This window comes from Caballeronia sp. ATUFL_M2_KS44 (genome assembly GCF_023630965.1).
In the GTDB taxonomy this organism is placed as follows: Bacteria; Pseudomonadota; Gammaproteobacteria; order Burkholderiales; family Burkholderiaceae; genus Caballeronia; species Caballeronia concitans.
In genome coordinates this window covers 63,798-80,578 of record NZ_JALQEA010000039.1, presented here as the reverse complement: position 1 = coordinate 80,578, position 16,781 = coordinate 63,798, and the positions used below count along the sequence as shown (strand labels likewise).

Annotated in this window: 15 protein-coding genes and 1 pseudogene; 9 read left to right on the top strand and 7 right to left on the bottom strand. The window is 64.9% G+C overall.

Annotated elements, in window-relative coordinates; all coding sequences use genetic code 11:
- Positions 1-4: 4 nt before the first annotated feature.
- From NCR39_RS15720 to NCR39_RS15695, 6 genes are read right to left on the bottom strand one after another with little or no spacing between them, the layout of a single operon-like run.
- Positions 5-1,192, bottom strand: coding sequence for an MSMEG_0565 family glycosyltransferase (locus NCR39_RS15720; RefSeq protein WP_502800224.1), 1,188 nt, complete (start codon positions 1,190-1,192; stop codon positions 5-7).
- A complete protein-coding gene (locus NCR39_RS15715) occupies positions 1,180-2,130 on the bottom strand; it encodes a sll0787 family AIR synthase-like protein (protein ID WP_250453019.1) in 951 nt (316 codons plus the stop codon). The genes NCR39_RS15720 and NCR39_RS15715 overlap by 13 nt, the downstream gene beginning before the upstream one ends.
- Positions 2,127-2,687: an MSMEG_0567/Sll0786 family nitrogen starvation N-acetyltransferase gene (locus NCR39_RS15710; protein WP_250453018.1), complete on the bottom strand. Its 561-nt coding sequence runs from the start codon at positions 2,685-2,687 to the stop codon at positions 2,127-2,129. The genes NCR39_RS15715 and NCR39_RS15710 overlap by 4 nt, the downstream gene beginning before the upstream one ends.
- Positions 2,688-2,689: 2 nt before the next feature.
- Positions 2,690-3,760 (bottom strand): MSMEG_0568 family radical SAM protein, encoded by a 1,071-nt coding sequence (locus NCR39_RS15705; RefSeq protein ID WP_250453643.1) that lies wholly within the window; start codon positions 3,758-3,760, stop codon positions 2,690-2,692.
- The gene (locus NCR39_RS15700; RefSeq protein WP_250453017.1) at positions 3,753-4,760 is read right to left on the bottom strand and encodes a Nit6803 family nitrilase; all 1,008 of its coding nucleotides are present in this window, start codon (positions 4,758-4,760) and stop codon (positions 3,753-3,755) included. Before NCR39_RS15700 ends, NCR39_RS15705 begins: the two co-directional genes overlap by 8 nt.
- Before the next feature lie 5 nt (positions 4,761-4,765).
- The gene (locus tag NCR39_RS15695) at positions 4,766-5,248 is read right to left on the bottom strand and encodes an MSMEG_0572/Sll0783 family nitrogen starvation response protein (protein WP_250453016.1); all 483 of its coding nucleotides are present in this window, start codon (positions 5,246-5,248) and stop codon (positions 4,766-4,768) included.
- Positions 5,249-5,629: 381 nt separating this feature from the next.
- On the opposite strand from NCR39_RS15695, the gene NCR39_RS15690 reads away from it, so the two are divergent.
- From NCR39_RS15690 to NCR39_RS15650, 9 genes and pseudogenes are all read left to right on the top strand, one after another.
- Positions 5,630-7,021, top strand: coding sequence for an aminotransferase-like domain-containing protein (locus NCR39_RS15690; protein WP_250453642.1), 1,392 nt, complete (start codon positions 5,630-5,632; stop codon positions 7,019-7,021).
- 85 nt (positions 7,022-7,106) lie between these two features.
- Positions 7,107-7,811, top strand: a pseudogene (locus tag NCR39_RS15685) (GNAT family N-acetyltransferase); the annotation flags it as partial.
- Between the two features lie 57 nt (positions 7,812-7,868).
- Complete coding sequence (locus NCR39_RS15680) at positions 7,869-8,324, top strand: cupin domain-containing protein (RefSeq protein ID WP_250453014.1); 456 nt, start codon at positions 7,869-7,871, stop codon at positions 8,322-8,324.
- 94 nt (positions 8,325-8,418) lie between these two features.
- The gene (locus NCR39_RS15675) at positions 8,419-9,414 is read left to right on the top strand and encodes a porin (RefSeq protein ID WP_350029686.1); all 996 of its coding nucleotides are present in this window, start codon (positions 8,419-8,421) and stop codon (positions 9,412-9,414) included.
- Between the two features lie 269 nt (positions 9,415-9,683).
- On the top strand, positions 9,684-10,079 hold the full coding sequence (locus NCR39_RS15670) for a DUF2946 domain-containing protein (RefSeq protein ID WP_250453013.1): 396 nt from the start codon (positions 9,684-9,686) through the stop codon (positions 10,077-10,079).
- A gap of 95 nt (positions 10,080-10,174) precedes the next feature.
- A complete protein-coding gene (locus NCR39_RS15665; protein ID WP_250453012.1) occupies positions 10,175-11,089 on the top strand; it encodes a hypothetical protein in 915 nt (304 codons plus the stop codon).
- Positions 11,086-11,460: a copper resistance CopC family protein gene (locus NCR39_RS15660; protein ID WP_250453011.1), complete on the top strand. Its 375-nt coding sequence runs from the start codon at positions 11,086-11,088 to the stop codon at positions 11,458-11,460. The genes NCR39_RS15665 and NCR39_RS15660 overlap by 4 nt, the downstream gene beginning before the upstream one ends.
- Positions 11,461-11,768: 308 nt before the next feature.
- On the top strand, positions 11,769-13,271 hold the full coding sequence (locus NCR39_RS15655; RefSeq protein ID WP_250453010.1) for an MmgE/PrpD family protein: 1,503 nt from the start codon (positions 11,769-11,771) through the stop codon (positions 13,269-13,271).
- A gap of 135 nt (positions 13,272-13,406) precedes the next feature.
- The gene (locus NCR39_RS15650) at positions 13,407-14,483 is read left to right on the top strand and encodes a Kelch repeat-containing protein (protein ID WP_250453009.1); all 1,077 of its coding nucleotides are present in this window, start codon (positions 13,407-13,409) and stop codon (positions 14,481-14,483) included.
- A gap of 171 nt (positions 14,484-14,654) precedes the next feature.
- Here NCR39_RS15650 and NCR39_RS15645 read toward each other — a convergent pair whose 3' ends face one another.
- On the bottom strand, positions 14,655-16,508 hold the full coding sequence (locus NCR39_RS15645) for a thiamine pyrophosphate-binding protein (RefSeq protein WP_250453008.1): 1,854 nt from the start codon (positions 16,506-16,508) through the stop codon (positions 14,655-14,657).
- Positions 16,509-16,781: the final 273 nt, after the last annotated feature.

Here is a 16,781-nt window from a genome sequence, read left to right as displayed (position 1 = left end):
TCGGTCATGGGTTGAGCGCAAGCGGAGCGCGGACGATCCACTCGCCGTAGATGTCGAGATGACGCGCGGCGCTCGATTGCCATGTGAAGCGCCGCAACAGCGCAGGCACCGCATCAAAGAAGTCGATGCCGCTGTCGCCGTCGATCGCCTTGCCCAGCGCGGCGGCGATACACATGGCGTCGTCGGGATCGGTGAAGACGCACGTGCGCTCGTCGAGATACTCGGTGAATGGCGCGATGCGCGACACCACGACGGGACGTTCGCTCGCGAGCGCTTCGAGCACGACGAGACCGAAGCCTTCGCGAAGCGAGATCATGGAGACGACATCGGCGAGGCGGAAAAGCGCGGGCATCGAGGCATCGGGCAGCGTGCCGGTCACGATGACCGGCGTGCCTTTGCCGCTGACGTCGAGTTTCAGTTCGGCGGCGCGGGCGAGGAAGCGGCGCGTGTAGGCATCGTGATCGAGCAGGCTCGCGCCGCCTGCCAGCACGAGTTGCGCGGCCGGATATCGCGTGCGCAGCGAAGCGAACGCTTCGAGCAGCATCAAAGTGTTCTTGCGTTCCTCGATGCCGCCTGCCGCGAGCACGACCGGTCCCGCGCCGACGCCGAAGCATTCGCGAAGCGCGTCTTTGCCGATGTCCGCGCAAGCGCCAAAGCGCGTCCTGTCGATGCCGTTCGCGACCGTTCGAGCCTCGACGCCATATGTCGAGCGCATCGTTCGCGTCCACGCTTCGCTCACGCAGAGCACGCGATCTGCGTCCTCCCATGCGCGACGCTGCCAGTGCGCGAGTTGCGCGTCATCGAAGTGATCGAGATGATGAACGGTGCGCACGAAGCCGCGAATCGCGCCCTCTTCTCTCAGCTCCGCGAGCGCATTCCCGCCGATGCTGTCCTGCGCATGCAGCACATCGAAACGGCTCGCGTCTTCGTCCAGCAGCGCGCGCTTCAATGCGCCGATACGTTGCTCGACCATGCGAACCGTGCTTCGCTCGTCCCCTTCGACCCGCGCGAGCACGACGCGACATGAAGACGCGCGAAACATCGTCTCTCCGATGCGCGCCGGCGCGAACACCGTGACGTCGTGACCGAACTCATGCAACGCGCGCCCGAGTTCCAGCGTATGCACGACGCCGCCGCGCGGATTCACGGAATGCGTCAGCAACGCGATGCGCAGTCTGTTCATCGCGCGCATATGAACGGCTCCTCGCGCAGATTCCACAGCAATGCGGCCTCGCCGCCGCGCGTCACGACGACTTCACGCGATGCATTCACCTCGCCGATCACGGCCCCCGAAATCTCGCGCGATGCGAAGCGCGCGAGCACTTCGCCGACGTGTTCCTCGCGCACGGACAGCACGAAGCCGAAGCTCGGAAACGCCGTGAGCCAGCGTTCGATATCGACATTCGCGGGACACGGCAAGGCATCGAGATCGATGCGCGCGCCCGCGTTCGAGCATTCGAGCAGCATCAACGCGGTGCCGAGCGCGCCCGCCATGCTGATGTCCTTCGCGGCATCGCACAGGCCGTCTTCCGCGAGCGCGGGCAACAGTTCGAAATCGGCGCGAGCGCGGCCTGCGGGCGCTCCGACCGACGCATTCCAGAACGGATACGGCTCCTCGAATCTGCCGCGCAGATCGACGGCCATCACGAGCGCGTCGCCGGGACGCGCATCGAAGCTCGTCAGGAGCTTGCGCGCCCGTCCGACGATAGCCACCGCGAGTTGCGCGCCGTCGCTGCGCACGTTGCTGTGTCCGCCGACGACCGGCACGCCATACGCCAGCGATGCCGCCGTCATGCCCGCGAGCACTTCGCCCGCGTCTTCGGCATTGCCGCTCCACAACGCATCGACCACGGCGAGCGGACGCCCGCCCATCGCGTAGATGTCGCTCACGTTCACCATCACGCCGCTGTAGCCGGCGAACCACGGCATCGCGCGAACGAAGTCGCTGACCATGCCTTCGATTGCGAAGAGCAGATAACCGTCGCCATCGGGAATCGCGGCACAGTCGTCGCCGATGGCAACCGATTGCGCCGCCGAAGGCAGACGCGAGAGCACATGCGAGATATCGCGCTTGTGGTGAAAGCCGCGACTCTCGCGCAAGCGTTCGACGAGGCCGGTCAGCGCATTCACGGCAGCCTCCGCGCCAGCGCGACGAAGCCGCTCTGCGGCGTGACACAGGGCGGATAAGCATCGAGTTGCGCCTGCATCAGATGATGCGCGCGGCCGAAGAGCATTTCCTCCCGCAGCGTGTCCCAGCGCAGGTGCCTGAAGAGCGGAACGTTCTGAGCCTGCACGTGCGCGAGAAACGTTTCGCAGCCGAGTGCATGCGCGCTCGATACCGCGAGACGGATGAGCGTCGAGCCGATCCTTCCATGCGAGCGGAACGCCGCGTGCACCGCGAGCCGCGAGCCGAGCCACACGCGCGGCTCGGTCTCGTGAATGCGCACCGTGCCGACGATCTGGTCCGGCATGCCCGCGACGCAACTCAGCGCGACCAGCAGTTGCGCGCGCTCGTCGGTCTCGTCGCGATCGTCGCCGACGAACACGCCCTGCTCGATGCAGAACACCGCGCGGCGCAGCTTGTACGCTTCGTCCGCTTCCCATGGCAGCGTCGCCCATTTGACGCGATACTCGACCGGCGTGTAGTCGAGATCCAGCGCATCGCCTTCGATGGCTTCGACGAACATGGTCACCCCTCGTACGATGAAAGCGACGAACACGCGCCGCACTTGCCGCAGCCCGCCTTGATATCGGCGGAACGCATGCCTGCATCGGCGAGCATCTTTCCGATGGGCGCGAGCACGGAGCGCATGAAGTCGGGCGTCGGCGCGGGATGATCCTCGAGCGGCGTGCCGCTGATCGGCACGAACGGCACGACGAACGGATACACGCCGATCGCGATCAGCTCGCGCGCCGTATCCACGATGGCCCGCGCGCTGTCGCCCAGTCCGGCGAGAATGTACGTGCTGACCTGCGCGCGTCCGAACACCGCGACTGCCGCCTCGAATGCCGCCATGTAGCGCGACACCGGCACGGTCGCCTTGCCGGGCATGATGCGTTCGCGCACAGCGGGCGTGACCGCTTCGAGATGCATGCCGAGCGTATCGATGCCGCTCGTCTTCATGCGCTCGAACCAGCGGTCGTCGTCGGGCGGCTCGCATTGCGCCTGGATCGGCAGATCGACCGCGGCCTTGATCGCGAACGCGCTTTCACAAAGAATCTGCGCGCCGCGATCCGGCGTGGGCGGCGTGCCCGTCGTCAGCACCATATGCTTCACGCCGTCGAGCAATACGGCCGCGCGCGCCACTTCCGCGAGCTGCTCCGGCGTCTTGCGTGCGATCGTGCGCCCCGCCGCGAGCGATTGCCCGATCGCGCAGAACTTGCACGACTTGCGGCGGCTTTCGTAGCGGATGCAGGTTTGCAGCACGGTCGTCGCGAGCACGTCGGCGCTGTGCAGCGTCGCGATGTGCGAGTACGGCACGCCGTCGAGCGTCTGCATGCCATAGAAGCGCGGCGCCTTCGGAAAGCGGATGCTGGCGACGGGAATCGCGTTGCGCGTCAGCGCGCTGGTGCCGTTCGCATCCGGCTGCCCGGCGACGAACGGCGAGTCCCATGCGGTGCTCGTATGCACGGGCACCATGATGGTCACGCCGTCCACGGTCACCGCTTTGTGATCCGACGGTCCCGCGCCGCCGCGCCGGCTCGACACGCCCGCGCGCGGATCGACGAGCCGCAGGCCCGTCGACTGAAGCTCAGTCATCAATTGCCGGCTCGATGCCGGCACGTTCTCGCGGGCGTTCATCGTCGTAGCTGTCCTTGAAAGAAGTGACGGGCGATGCCGGGCGATCGTTGATCGCGAGGCTCAGCAACTCGGGCCGCGCGTAGTGACCGACCGAATCCATCATGCGTTTGCGCTTCGTGATGAGCGACATGTCCAGATCGGCGATCACCATGCCCTCGCCTTCGCGCAACGGCTCGGCGAGATGCTGGCCTTCGGGCGAAACGATCGCCGTGTTGCAGCCGCCGCGCAGCGCGCGCTGGAGGTTCGGGTCGGGCGTGACGGCTTCGATCTGCGCATCGGTCAGCCAGCCCGTCGCGTTGACGACGAAGCAGCCCGATTCGAGCGCGTGATGACGGATCGTGACTTCGATCTGCTCCGCGAATATCGGACCGACGAGCGAGCCGGGAAACTGGCTGCAATGGATCTCTTCGTGCTGCGTCATCAATGCATAGCGCGCGAGCGGGTTGTAGTGCTCCCAGCACGCGAGCGCGCCCACGCGGCCGATACCCGTCTCGACCACCTTCAAACCCGCTGCATCGCCTTGTCCCCAGATCATGCGTTCGTGAAACGTCGGCGTGATCTTGCGGCGCTTGAGCAGCAGCTTGCCGTCGGTATCGAAGACGAGCTGGGTGTTGTACAGGCTGCCGTGATCGCGCTCGTTCACGCCGAGCACGACGACCATGTTCGCGAGCCGCGCATGTTCCGCGACCGCCTGCGTGACCGGACCCGGCACCACGACGGCCTGCTCGTACAGTTTCATGTGGTCGGCGCCCGATGCCACCGGCGCGCGCACGAACGAGAAGTACGGGTAATACGGCACGAAGGTTTCGGGGAACACGATGAGCTGCACGCCCTGCTTGCCGGCTTCGTCGATGGCCGTGCATACGCGGTCGAGCGTGCCGCCCGGGCGCTCGAAGTCCGGCGCGATCTGCACGGCCGCCGCGCGCACGATGCGCTTGGTCGAAAGGGCATCGGACATGATCGTCAGACGGTCCACGTATGGATGACGAGCGCGTTCTCCTTGCGATGGAGCAACTGGAGATCGAGCACGTCGAGCGGGTTGATCGGCCGGATGCCTTCGATGAGCGATGCCTCACCGTGACCGTAAAGCGCCTGCAACGCGAAGCGGCATGCGTACACCTTGCCGCCTTCGGCCATGAACTTCTGCAGTTGCTTGTTGAAGTTGAGATGGCCCGGGAACGCTTCGTCGCCGAGCGTGGGGAAGCCGCGTTGCAGGCCGAGCGTCACGCCGGGGCCGTAGAGCAGCACGGAGGTATCGAAGCCCTTGCGTTGCAGGCGCGTGGCTTGCAGCAGATTCACGAAGCCGATCGAGCCTTCGAACGCGACCGTATGAAACGTGACGAGCGCTTTCTCGCCGGGTTCGGCCTTCACGTCTTCGAAAACCTTCTCTTCGTAGTCGACCAGATAATCGCCGTTCTTGTGAAGCGGTTGACTGACTGCGGGCATGGCATTCTCCGGTTTGAGGTTCAGGTCGATACCGTCTCGCTTCATCGCGACGGCGAACGCTCAAACGCAACGGATATGCCAATGATTGGCCCGCGAAATGCAATCACTTTGCGATCAAGCAAAACGAACTTGCATGCGCGACGCGAAAAAATATCGTTTGGACCCTTCCAGAAGGGCTTTCGTCGCGATGCGCGAAAGCCACGCACGCGTTATGTGCGCACGCTTTCAGCGCAGAAAAACCTGTGCGTGGTGCGCGGCACACCGAGGCTGTGCATCCATGCGATCAATGCAATCAATGTCGATCGGCGCATGCGATCTCTTTTCTTTCGATTCATTTGGCATGCTAAGGTGAATCGAACCATCGCCCAGGACATCGCGGTCATGAATCAGCCGGCGCATCACTGGATCAGAAAGCTCGAAGAGAGCAGAAAGCCCGCTTATCTGACAATTCCCGATCTGATCGAAGAAGACCTCGCGAGCGGGCGATTGCGCCCGCGTGACCGGCTGCCTGGTTTGCGCGATCTCGCCGACCTGCTGAGCCTGAACTACACGACCGTCGCGCGCGCGTATGCGGAAGCGCGCAAACGCGGCCTGCTCGATGCGCGCGCGGGCAGCGGCACCTTCGTTCGCGGCAGGACGCAGACGTTGCCGCTCGCGGGAGGCGGCAGCGTCGAAATGACGATGAACATGCCGCCGGAACCGTTGGCGCTGGCGGCGCGACTGCGCGCGTCGGCGGCGCATCTGATGGAGCGTGCCGATCCGTTTCAGTTGCTGCGCTATCAGGATTTCGGCGGCACCGCGACGGATCGCGCGGCCGCACGCGAGTGGCTTCGCAAGCGCGTTCCGGATTGCGATGCCGATACCGTGCTCGTCTGTCCCGGCATTCACGGGGCGCTCGTTGCACTCGTCTCGCAGCTTGCGCGGCCGGGCGAAATCGTTTGCCTCGATTCACTCGCCTATCCCGGCATCAAGGCGATTGCATCGCAACTGGGCGTGCGCTTGCAAGCCTTGCCGCGCGACGACGAAGGACCGCTGCCGCATGCGTTCGAGGCGTTGTGCAAGACGGAGCGTCCGGGCGCGTTCTACTGCAATCCGACCTTGCAGAACCCGAGCACGCTGACGTTGACGCGGCAGCGGCGCGAAGCGCTTGCGGATGTGGCCTTGCGATATAACGTGCCGATCATCGAAGACGAGCCTTACGGCATGCTGCCTTCCGATGCGCCCGTCACGCTCGCCGAACTCGCACCGGAACTGACGTATCACGTGACCGGTTTGTCGAAGACGCTCGGCGCGGGACTGCGGGTCGCGTATCTGAAGGCGCCGACGTCGAGGCAGACCCAGCGCATCGCGGGAGCACTGCGTGCAACCACGGTCATGCCGAGTCCCTTCACGGTCCTGCTCGCCACGCAATGGGTCAACGACGGCACGGCATCGGACGTGCTCGAAGCGATTCGCGACGAGGCATCGGCGAGGCAGGCGATCGCGTCGGCGGAGCTTCAGCGCTTCCCGTTCGACGCGGACCCGCACGGGTTTCACCTCTGGCTGCCCGTGCCGCCGATGTGTGACTGGAGCGCGCCGGAACTGGCTCTGCAGTTGCGCAATCAAGGCATCGGCGCGGTGGCGGGGGCCGCGTTTTCCACGGATGGGAATCCGCCGAATGCGTTGCGCCTGTGTCTTGGCGGGCCTCAGGATCGCGACGATTGCCGCGAAGCGCTGAGGCGCGTGGCGGATATGATGGCCGATCCGCATCATCTGCATGTGGTCATGCTCTGAGGCGGCGCTCCCGGCGCATGCACGCAAGCCGATTGATGTATCGTGGCGAGTGCCATCCGCAAACCACGACAGGAACCAGCACGACATGACGAGAACCAACGGATTCGGGCAAGGCATCGGCGAGCCGGTGGACGGATGGACGCCACGCGAGCGGCCCGCGCGCATCGTCATCGACGGGGCGCATTGCCGCATCGAACCGCTCGATGCCGCACGTCACGCAGCGGGTCTGTACGACGCATACGGTCAGGCCGCCGATGGCCGCGACTGGACCTATCTGTTCGCCGAGCCGTTCGCGGATCGCGAGTCCTTCGACCGCTATCTCGCGCAGGCGGCGGCATCCGCCGATCCGCTGCACTATGCGGTCATCGATCGCGCGAACGACAAGGCGGTCGGCACTTTTGCGCTGATGCGCATCGAACCCGTGCATGGCGTGGTCGAAGTAGGCAGCGTGACCTTCTCGCCGTCTCTCAAGCAGACGCGCATCTCGACCGAAGCGCAGTATCTGCTGATGCGTTACGTCTTCGACGATCTGAAGTATCGCCGTTACGAATGGAAGTGCGACAGCCTCAACGCGCCTTCGCGCAAGACCGCGCAACGGCTCGGCTTCGAGTTCGAAGGCATCTTCCGGCAGGCGATCGTCTACAAGGGACGTAATCGCGATACCGCGTGGTACGCGATCATCGATCAGGACTGGCCGCGCATCAGGCAGGCCTTCGAGCGCTGGCTCGCCGACGACAACTTCGATTCGCAAGGCCGGCAGCGCGCCTCGCTCGCGCAACTCAGAGGTGCATAGAGCGCGTCACGCACCGTGCGCCCGATTCATCGTGAAACTCCGCGAGGCTTCGCCATGCCCAGGATCGATGTCGCGAACGTGCCGCAACACGAAGGCTCGGGGTATCCGGCACCGTTCGATGCCGTCTGCTTCGGCCGTATCCGCCAGCGCTTAGGCGATGCCGGCGGCCTGACCGGTTTCGGCGTCAATCTCATGCATCTGCCGCCCGGAAAATGGTCGAGCCAGCGTCACTGGCATTCGCACGAGGACGAGTTCGTCTACGTGCTCGACGGCGAACTCGTGCTGGTGGAAGACGAAGGCGAGACGCTGTTGCGCGCGGGCGATTGCGCGGCGTTCCCGAAGGGCACGGGCAACGGTCATCACATGATCAACCGCTCGTCGCGCTTCGCGGTGTATCTCGAAGTCGGCGCGCGCGTCCACGAAGATTTGACGACCTGTTCCGATGTCGACATGATGAGCGCCAACGCCGATGGCCGCTTCGTCCACAAGGACGGCTCGCCGATCGCCTGACTGGTCATCCCCGGCGCGCTTGCCTGGAATGCGCGAGTCCGAACGCCCACCAAGAGACCCAGACTTGCGCTTCGCTTTCAACTCCCTCGCGCCGGTGTTTTGCGCCGCGCTGGCGCTGCATGCCATGTGCGCCGATGCGCAGAGCAGCGTCACGCTCTACGGCACGCTCGACACGAGCATCGAAGTCACCAATCCCGGCGCGGGCTGGGTCGCGCGCATGGATTCGGGCGCGTATCGCGGATCGCGCTGGGGCATGCGCGGCGCGGAAGACATCGGCGGCGGCAATCGCCTGTTGTTCGACCTCGAAAGCGGCTTCAGTTCGGCCGATGGCACGCTGGCGGTCGCCGATACCCTCTTCAATCGCCAGGCGTGGATCGGCGTAGACGGCGCATGGGGCACCGTGCGCGCGGGCCGGCAATATTCGCCGATCTACATTCCCTTCAAGGGCGGGCTGGATGCGTTCGGCGCGGGCACCATTGCATCGGGTCTCGACAATCTCTCGAAGATCACGCCGTATGAAAGCAATGCGATCACGTATCTGTCGCCGGACTTCCACGGCTTCTCGACCACGCTGATGTTCCCGCTGCGCGACGGCACGACCGACGGCAACGGACTCGCGGGTGCGATCGAAACCTTCGACTATCACCGGGGCCCGCTGCGCGTGTCGTATGCGCATCAGCAGACGCACGGCGACGGCGCCTTGCGCGCGAACCTCGGCGGCGTGTCCTACGTCTATGGACCGGTGACGGGCTACCTATCGTTCTTCAATGGCGATGGCGGCACGCCGCGCTATCACAGCGACGGCGCATCGATATCGGCGCGCTATGCGCTGAGCGCGCGCTTTCGCGCATCGCTCGGCTATACGTATCTGCGCGATCGATCGGGCGGCGACAACGACGCCGATCAATTCGGCGCCGCGTGCGAATACGACATGTCGAAGACGCTGCTCTTGTATGCGAGCGCGGGCTGGTTGCGCAACCACGGCGAAGCGACCTTCACACTGCGCGGCGTGAACGTCGTCGGTCTCACGCCTTCGTATGCAGGCGCGCCGGTGCGCGGCGTGCAGATCGGCATGCTGGAGCGCTTCTAGCGCGCTTGGCGATTCGCGTCGCGGTCAAGGAGCGGGGATCGTTCGGGAATATCGTCGTGCAGAGGCGAGAGCGATACATGAAAAAGGAAAGCTGCGCGATCACAACGCACTGTCCGTACCAGTGAGGACTTTCGCTTTTGAATCGCAGTGTTGCGAGGATGCGTCGAGGCTACCGACCTTTAGCGCAGATCTCCAACGCCCAACCGGTCACCCTGTAGGCCCTTGCAGCCGTGTCATAATCCGACGCACCCGACTCATACGACAGACCGATGAGAAGCCGCCTGCTCAGGATGTTTGGTAGCTTTCTCGGATTGCTTGCAATCCTGATGGTCACGCTCGCGCCTGTCGTTTCTCATTTGCTCGACACACCGCGCAGCGATGGCGGCCAAAGCGCCATGCATTGCGCGATGCCGTCGATGCCGTCGATGCCGTCGATGCAGCACGATCATGCGCAGACATCGCATGCGCCCATGCACGATGCGTCCGACGCATGCGGCTATTGCAGCCTGTTCGCCCACATGCCGGCGGTGACCACGCCGCCCGTGCTTTTCGCGCAAGTCGTCGAAGCGTTGCTGCTGCCACGCGTGACACGCTTCGAGAGCGTGCGGCTCGTCGAACCGCTCAGGGCAGCCCAGCCGCGCGCCCCTCCCGTCCTGCTTTCCTGATTCCGTTGGCTACGTTGCGATGCGTCACACGCATCGCGCGTCCTCGTGCACGCGCACGAAGGGCGACGACCGCAATTCAGAACACAGGATGGGACATGAACACTGTTTCCACGCTCCGCGCGTGCTCACGCGCCGCGCTCTCCGTCACGGCAGCAGCGCTCGCCGCCGTCTCGATGATGCCGCAGCACGCGCACGCTCACTCGATTGCCGGCGACCGCGTCTTTCCCTCGACGATGGCCGTCGACGACCCCGGTGTCGGCGACGAAGCGAATCTGCAGTTCGGGCACCTTCGAGTCCCCGGCGACAACGGCGACCAGAGCATCAACACGTTTCAGTTCGAGTACGACAAGCTCGTTACGTCGCGGCTCGCGCTTTCAGTCGGAGGGACGTATGCGATGCAGAACAACCCGACCGCGCATGGCTTCGATAACGTCGAAGTGGGCCTCAAGTATCTGTTGTACGTCAACGAGGCCCACGAGTTCATGACCTCGGTCGGTGTAAACGCGGAGCTGGGTGGAACGGGCAGCCGCGCCATTGCGGACAATTTCTCCACGATCTCGCCGACCATCTTCGTCGGCAAAGGCATGGGCGATCTGCCCGATTCGCTCGCGTGGCTGCGCCCCGTCGCGATCACGGGCGAAGCCGGCCCGGCGCTCACCACCGGCGCAGGCCAGCCGAACGCGTTCAATTACGGTTTCACGGTGCAGTACAGCCTCCCGTATCTGGAGCAGCATGTGCATTCGCTCGGCTTGCCGCAGCCGCTCGCGAGCATCATTCCGTTGGTCGAGATTCCGCTCTCGCGCAGTCAAGGTCAGACGACGGGCACGGTCAATCCCGGTTTCATCTGGATCAATCGCTACGGGCAGTTCGGCATCGAGGCACAGATCCCGATCAACCGGGCGAGCGGCTCACACGTCGGCGTGCTGGTGCAGGCGCATATCTTCTTCGACGACATCGCGCCGACGACCATCGGCAAGCCGCTTTTCGGCGGTAGCGGGAGCATGAAATGAACTCACGACACATTCCGAACCGTCGCGTGGCTCGCGCCGCCTGCGCGCTCGGGCTCGTCTGGTCCGTCGCGGCTTCGGCCCACGTCTTTCCACGCACGCAGGTTCCGGCGGCAGGCGCCACCGTCGCGCCGCCTGCCGAGGTGCGGATCGACTTCGATGGTCCGCTCGAACCCGCGTTCTCCTCGCTCGTCGTCGACGACGCGAGCGGCAAGCAGGTCAACATCGCCAAGTCGGGGGTGGATGCGCAGCATCAGGAAGCCATGGCAGTCGCGCTGCCGCCCTTGCAGCCGGGGCATTACACGGTGCACTGGGTCGCCGTCGCGTCCGATGGACACCGAACGCATGGCAACTATGGCTTCGACGTGAAGTGAAAGAACCGCTCGCCCTTGCTGCGGACGGCCTTCGCATGCAGGGGCGCTCCGCGTCGGCGCGCGTCGATGTCCGGTCGGTGCGCCTGTCGTCACGCAGTTAGTTGGCTACACTGTCGCTTCACCAGGAAAGAGACAATCTCTGGCCGACTACCGTACTCACGGGCAGCACGCTCGTGGAACTCACGATAGCGTCGCCATCGGTGATACGCGTGAAGTCAAGGCTCGCGACTTCACGCGCAGTTCTTCGCCCGCATGAAGGGCGGCAGGTCCACAAACCCACGCATTCAAAGAGACAAGGAGACGAACTCATGGCAGCAATCGACCGGCGCTATTTCCTCAAGGCAGGTGCGGCGGGTGCGCTTACCTCCGCGACCGCAGGAACAGCCGCGCTCGCGCAGGGCAACGATGCCGCATCGAATGCTTCTTCAGTCGCTTCCGCGCCCTCGTCCGCCGCCAAAGGCAACGCGCAGCCGCCGAAAGTCACGCGCATCCTCGCCGAATTCATCCATCAAACGGCTTATCAGGACTTGCCCGCGAACGTGCGCCGGGAAGGCGTGCGAACGCTCATGAACTGGGTCGGCGTCGCGGTCGGCGGGTCGCACGATGAGACCGTCGATCGCGCGGTGGCGGCGCTCTCGCCGTTCTCGGGTCCGCCGCAAGCCAATCTGCTCGGCCGCAACGAGCGCTTCGACATCATGAACGCGGCGTTCATCAACGGCGTGAGCAGCCATATTTTCGATTTCGACGACACGCATCTGAAGACGATCATCCATCCGGCCGGTCCGGTGGCGTCCGCGATTCTCGCCTACGCGCAATATCGGCCCGTGACGGGCAAGGATTTTCTCAACGCGCTGGTACTCGGCGTGGAGACGGAATTGCGGATCGGCAATGCGGTGTACCCGAATCATTACGATGTCGGCTGGCACATCACCGGCACATGCGGCGTGTTCGGCTCCGCCGCCGCGATGTCGAAACTGATGGGCCTGAGCGTGCAGCAGACGGTCTGGGCGCTCGGGCTGGCAGCGTCGCAGCCGGTCGGTCTGCGCGAATCGTTCGGCTCGATGAACAAGAGCTTCAATCCGGGGCGCGCGGCCGCCAACGGCATGTTCGCGGCGATCCTCGCAGGCAAGGACTACACGAGTTCCGACGGGATGATCGAGGCGAAGCGCGGCTGGGCCAACACCATCAGCACGAAGCAGGATTACCGCGAAATCACCGACGGTCTCGGCACGCACTGGGAATCGACGCTCAACACATACAAGCCCTTCGCATGCGGCATCGTGATTCATCCCGCGCTCGATGCGGCCATCCAGCTTCGCAACGAGAACCATCTGAGCCCCGATCAAATCGAGCGAATCGATTTACGCGTGCATCCGCTCGTCATCGAACTGACCGGAAAGAAGACGCCGAAAATCGGTCTCGAAGGCAAGTTCAGCATCTATCACGCGGTGGCGATCGCGATCATCGACGGCGCCGCCGGCGAGAAGCAGTTCAGCGATGCCAAGGTCCGCGACCCGCAAACCGTTGCGTTGCGCGAGAAGGTGAATACCATCGTCGATCCGGCCATCAAACCGGAGCAGGTGGACATGACCATCACGCTGAAGGACGGCCGCAAGCTGCACAAGTTCATTCAGCACGCGATCGGCAGCACCCAGGTGCCGATGACCAACGAGCAACTCGAGAAGAAGTTCTCCGATCTCGCGGACGGCATTCTGCCCTCTGACCAGACTCGCACGTTGATCGACAAGTGCTGGCACGTCGAGCAACTCGACAGCGCGGCCGATATCGCGCTGGCGGCAATTCAGCGGTAGGCGCCAGCGGCGGCTTCGCAAGCAGCGTAGGCAATGCACCGATCTACTAAACTGGGCTGAAGACGTCTTCGTCAGCCAACGTAGAACCCCTTGCGCGAGCCTCCCGTGAACAGTCATCGACGCAGAACCTTGCAAATGGCCGCGAGCGCCGGCCTTTACACGCTATTGCGCGGCGCCCGCGCGGCCGGCATGCCGGGAACCATGCCGACGCCCGAGGAAATGGAGGCCATCCAGCGCGGCGGGTTGTATAGCGCCCTGCGCGATCCCGCCGCGACGCAGCTTCCCCCCGACGTCTACGCGCAGCGCTTCACTTACTCTCCGGCTGCGGCCGCCTCGGACCAGGGCCACTGGACGACCGCGCCGCCACTTCCGTTGCCGCGCAGCGAAATGGCCTGGGCCACGAGCGAAGGCGACCGCATGCACGTCATCGGCGGCTACGGCGCAGGCGACGTCGCGCGCCCCTACCATCACGTCTTCGACGCGGCTCGCAATCAATGGCTCGAAGCCGCACCCCTTCCACGCGGCGCGAATCATGTCGGCGTCGCCGCGCTGGATGGCGTCGTCTACGCGTTCGGCGGCTTCGTCGAACAGAACCGCATCGCCGTGCCCGACTGCTATGCGTATGTCGTCGCGGACAATCGATGGCATGCGATCCGTCCGCTGTCGCGCGGCTCGCGCGGGGCCATCTCCGTCGTTGCGCACGATGGCCTGTTGCACGCGATCGGCGGACGCGACACGCGCTCGGTCGACTGGCACGAAGCCTACGACCCCAGGCGCGACAACTGGACGACGCTCGCGCCCGTGCCCGGTCCGCGAGACCACTCGGCGGCCGTGTCCCTCGCCGGGCGCATTCACGTGGCAGGCGGACGCATGGATACGTTCGATTTCAACACCGGCATGCACGTCGCTTATGACGTGAAGACGGACGCCTGGCAAGAGTGCGCGCCGATGCCGACGCCCCGTTCAGGCCACGGTGGCGTGGCGTGGCGCGGCAAGCTCTTTTGCATGGGCGGCGAAGGAACGCGGCGCGTGTTTGGCCAGAACGAAGCCTACGATCCGGCGTCGGACGCATGGCAAGCCTACGCGCCGATGCTGACGCCAAGACATGGCATGGGCGCGGCGATCGTCGGCGACGCCATTCATGTCGCGGGAGGCGGACCGATGAACGGCGGGCGGTTTCAGACTTCCGTTCACGAGGTCTTCGCGATGTGACCGGCAGCAACGAAGCCGAATCGGGCCGATTCTGCCGCATGCCCGTCAAACGTCTCGAAACACCGCAGCGCCTGTATGCAAAAAGGCCGACGCCTTCCCAGCTCTCCCGCTATCGACGTCTCGCGTCATGGCGGAAATCCGACTCTCACTCGATCGGGCACCATGGTTCGATCAGATTTTCAGCTCGTAAGGTTTGGTGACCACTTCGTTCGGGTCGACGCGCAGTTCGAGCAGAGCCGTGTGCGCGGAGTGGAGCGTCGCCTCGACCGCGCCGCGCAGATCGGCGAATGCCTGACATCGCCGTGCTTCCGCGCCGCATGCCGACGCGACCTGCGCATAGTCGATTGCGCCGAGTTCGCAGCCGTACACGGGGTTGCCGAGTTCCCGCTGCTCGAACACGACTTCGGCGAGCGCGTCGTTGCGCAACACGAAGACCTTGATCGGCAGCCCGTAACGCACGGCCGTCGACATCTCCGCCATCAGCATGCCGAAGCCGCCGTCGCCCACGATCGCCACGACCTGCCTGCGCGGATACGCAAGCTGCGCGGCTATGGCGAACGGCAGGCCCGGCGCCATCGTCGCGAGCATGCCGGTTGCGACGAGCCGCTGCTCCCGCCGCAGCGTCAGGAAGCGCGCCGCGAAGTGCGTGTTCGCTCCGCAATCGAGGCAGACGATCGCGTCGGGCGCGAGCGCATCGCTGATCGCGCGGATCGCGCTTTGCGGACGAAGCGGCGTACGCTCGACGCCCGCCACGCGGTCCAGCAGTCCGTTCCACTTCACGACTTCGCGCTGGATGTCGTGCAGGAACGCGTCGTCTTTCTGACGCAGCATCGGAAGCAGCGCTCGCAGCGTCGCTCCCGCGTCGCCGACGAGCCCCGCTTCGACCGGAAAGCGCAGGCCGATGCGCTCGGCCGCCACGTCGATCTGCACGCCGCGCGCCGCTCCCGGCTTCGGATATGAATCGATCCACGGCATCGTCGAACCGACGATCAGCACCGTGTCGCAACGATGCATCGCCTCTTCCGACGGCACGGTGCCCAGATGCCCGATGCCGCCGGTCGAAAACGGCGAATCGTCGGGCAGCGCGGCGCGTCCGAGCAACGCCTTCGCAACCGGCGCATTCAGACGCTGCGCGACCTGTTCGAGTTCTTCACGCGCGCCCAGCGCGCCCTGTCCCGCGAGAATCGCGACGCGCTTGCCCGCGTTGAGGATGTCGGCGGCCGCAGCGAGATCGTCGCGCGACGGCGCGCCGGCAGCGACAGTCCACGCGCTCGACGTGCGCAAGCCGTGGTTTTCCATCGACGCCTTGTCGTCGCCGAGCGGGCGGTTCTGGATGTCCTTGGCGATGGTCAGATGCGCGACACCGCGCCGGCCGAGCGCATGACGGCAAGCGAGATTCGTCACGACGAGCGCATGACGCGGCCCGGTGACGGTCGTGTTGTACAGCGCGACATCTTCCATCAACGCGCGCGTATCGACGCTTTGCATGAAGCGCGTGCCTTGCAGGTCGTGGAACGTCAGGCCGGTGATGGCGAGGACGGGCGCGCCATCGAAGTGCGCGTCGTAGAGACCGTTCATCAGATGCACGGCGCCGGGACCAGTCGTGGCCATGCACACGCCCAGGCGGCCCGTCGACTTTGCCCAGCCCGAGGCCATGAACGCCGCCGCCTCTTCGTGCCGCACGCCGATGAACGCGATCCGGTCGCGACGCTTGCGCAGTGCTTCGATCAGCGGGTTGATGCCGTCGCCGACCATGCCGAACACATGGTCGACCTTCCACGCGAGCAGCGTCTCGACGATGAGGTCCGCGGTGGTCGCGTCGGCGGCGGCGTCGAATTCCGGCTGTTCATGACGATCGACGGGCTGACCGGCAAGCGCGGGTGCGTCACGCGGCGAAGGCGAGGCCGCTTGCGACCACGCCAGGCCCGCGTTCACGAGCCCCGCGCCGCCGATCGCCGCTGCCTGCAACAGCGAGCGGCGCTGCACCGATTGGGGCTTTTCGAAAGCATCGTGAGAATCGGACATGGTCGGCCTCCGGCACGCATGAACCCTTCGTTGCGCAAGCGCGATGCCAGCGAATCGACGAATCCGGCGGCACGACGCGAGCAGACTCCGTACATATGCGGTGCTGGCGCACGGCCATGCTGCCATTGAGCGCATGCTGTCCGTCAGCCAGAAGTCACCTTCACGAAATATCAGCCGCCCCGATGGTGTCGATCCTAAATTACGATTTTTCATACCCTTATATCGGCAATAGGATATGGGAGTGCGGCGATTCCTGGCGGCGAGCCAGCCATG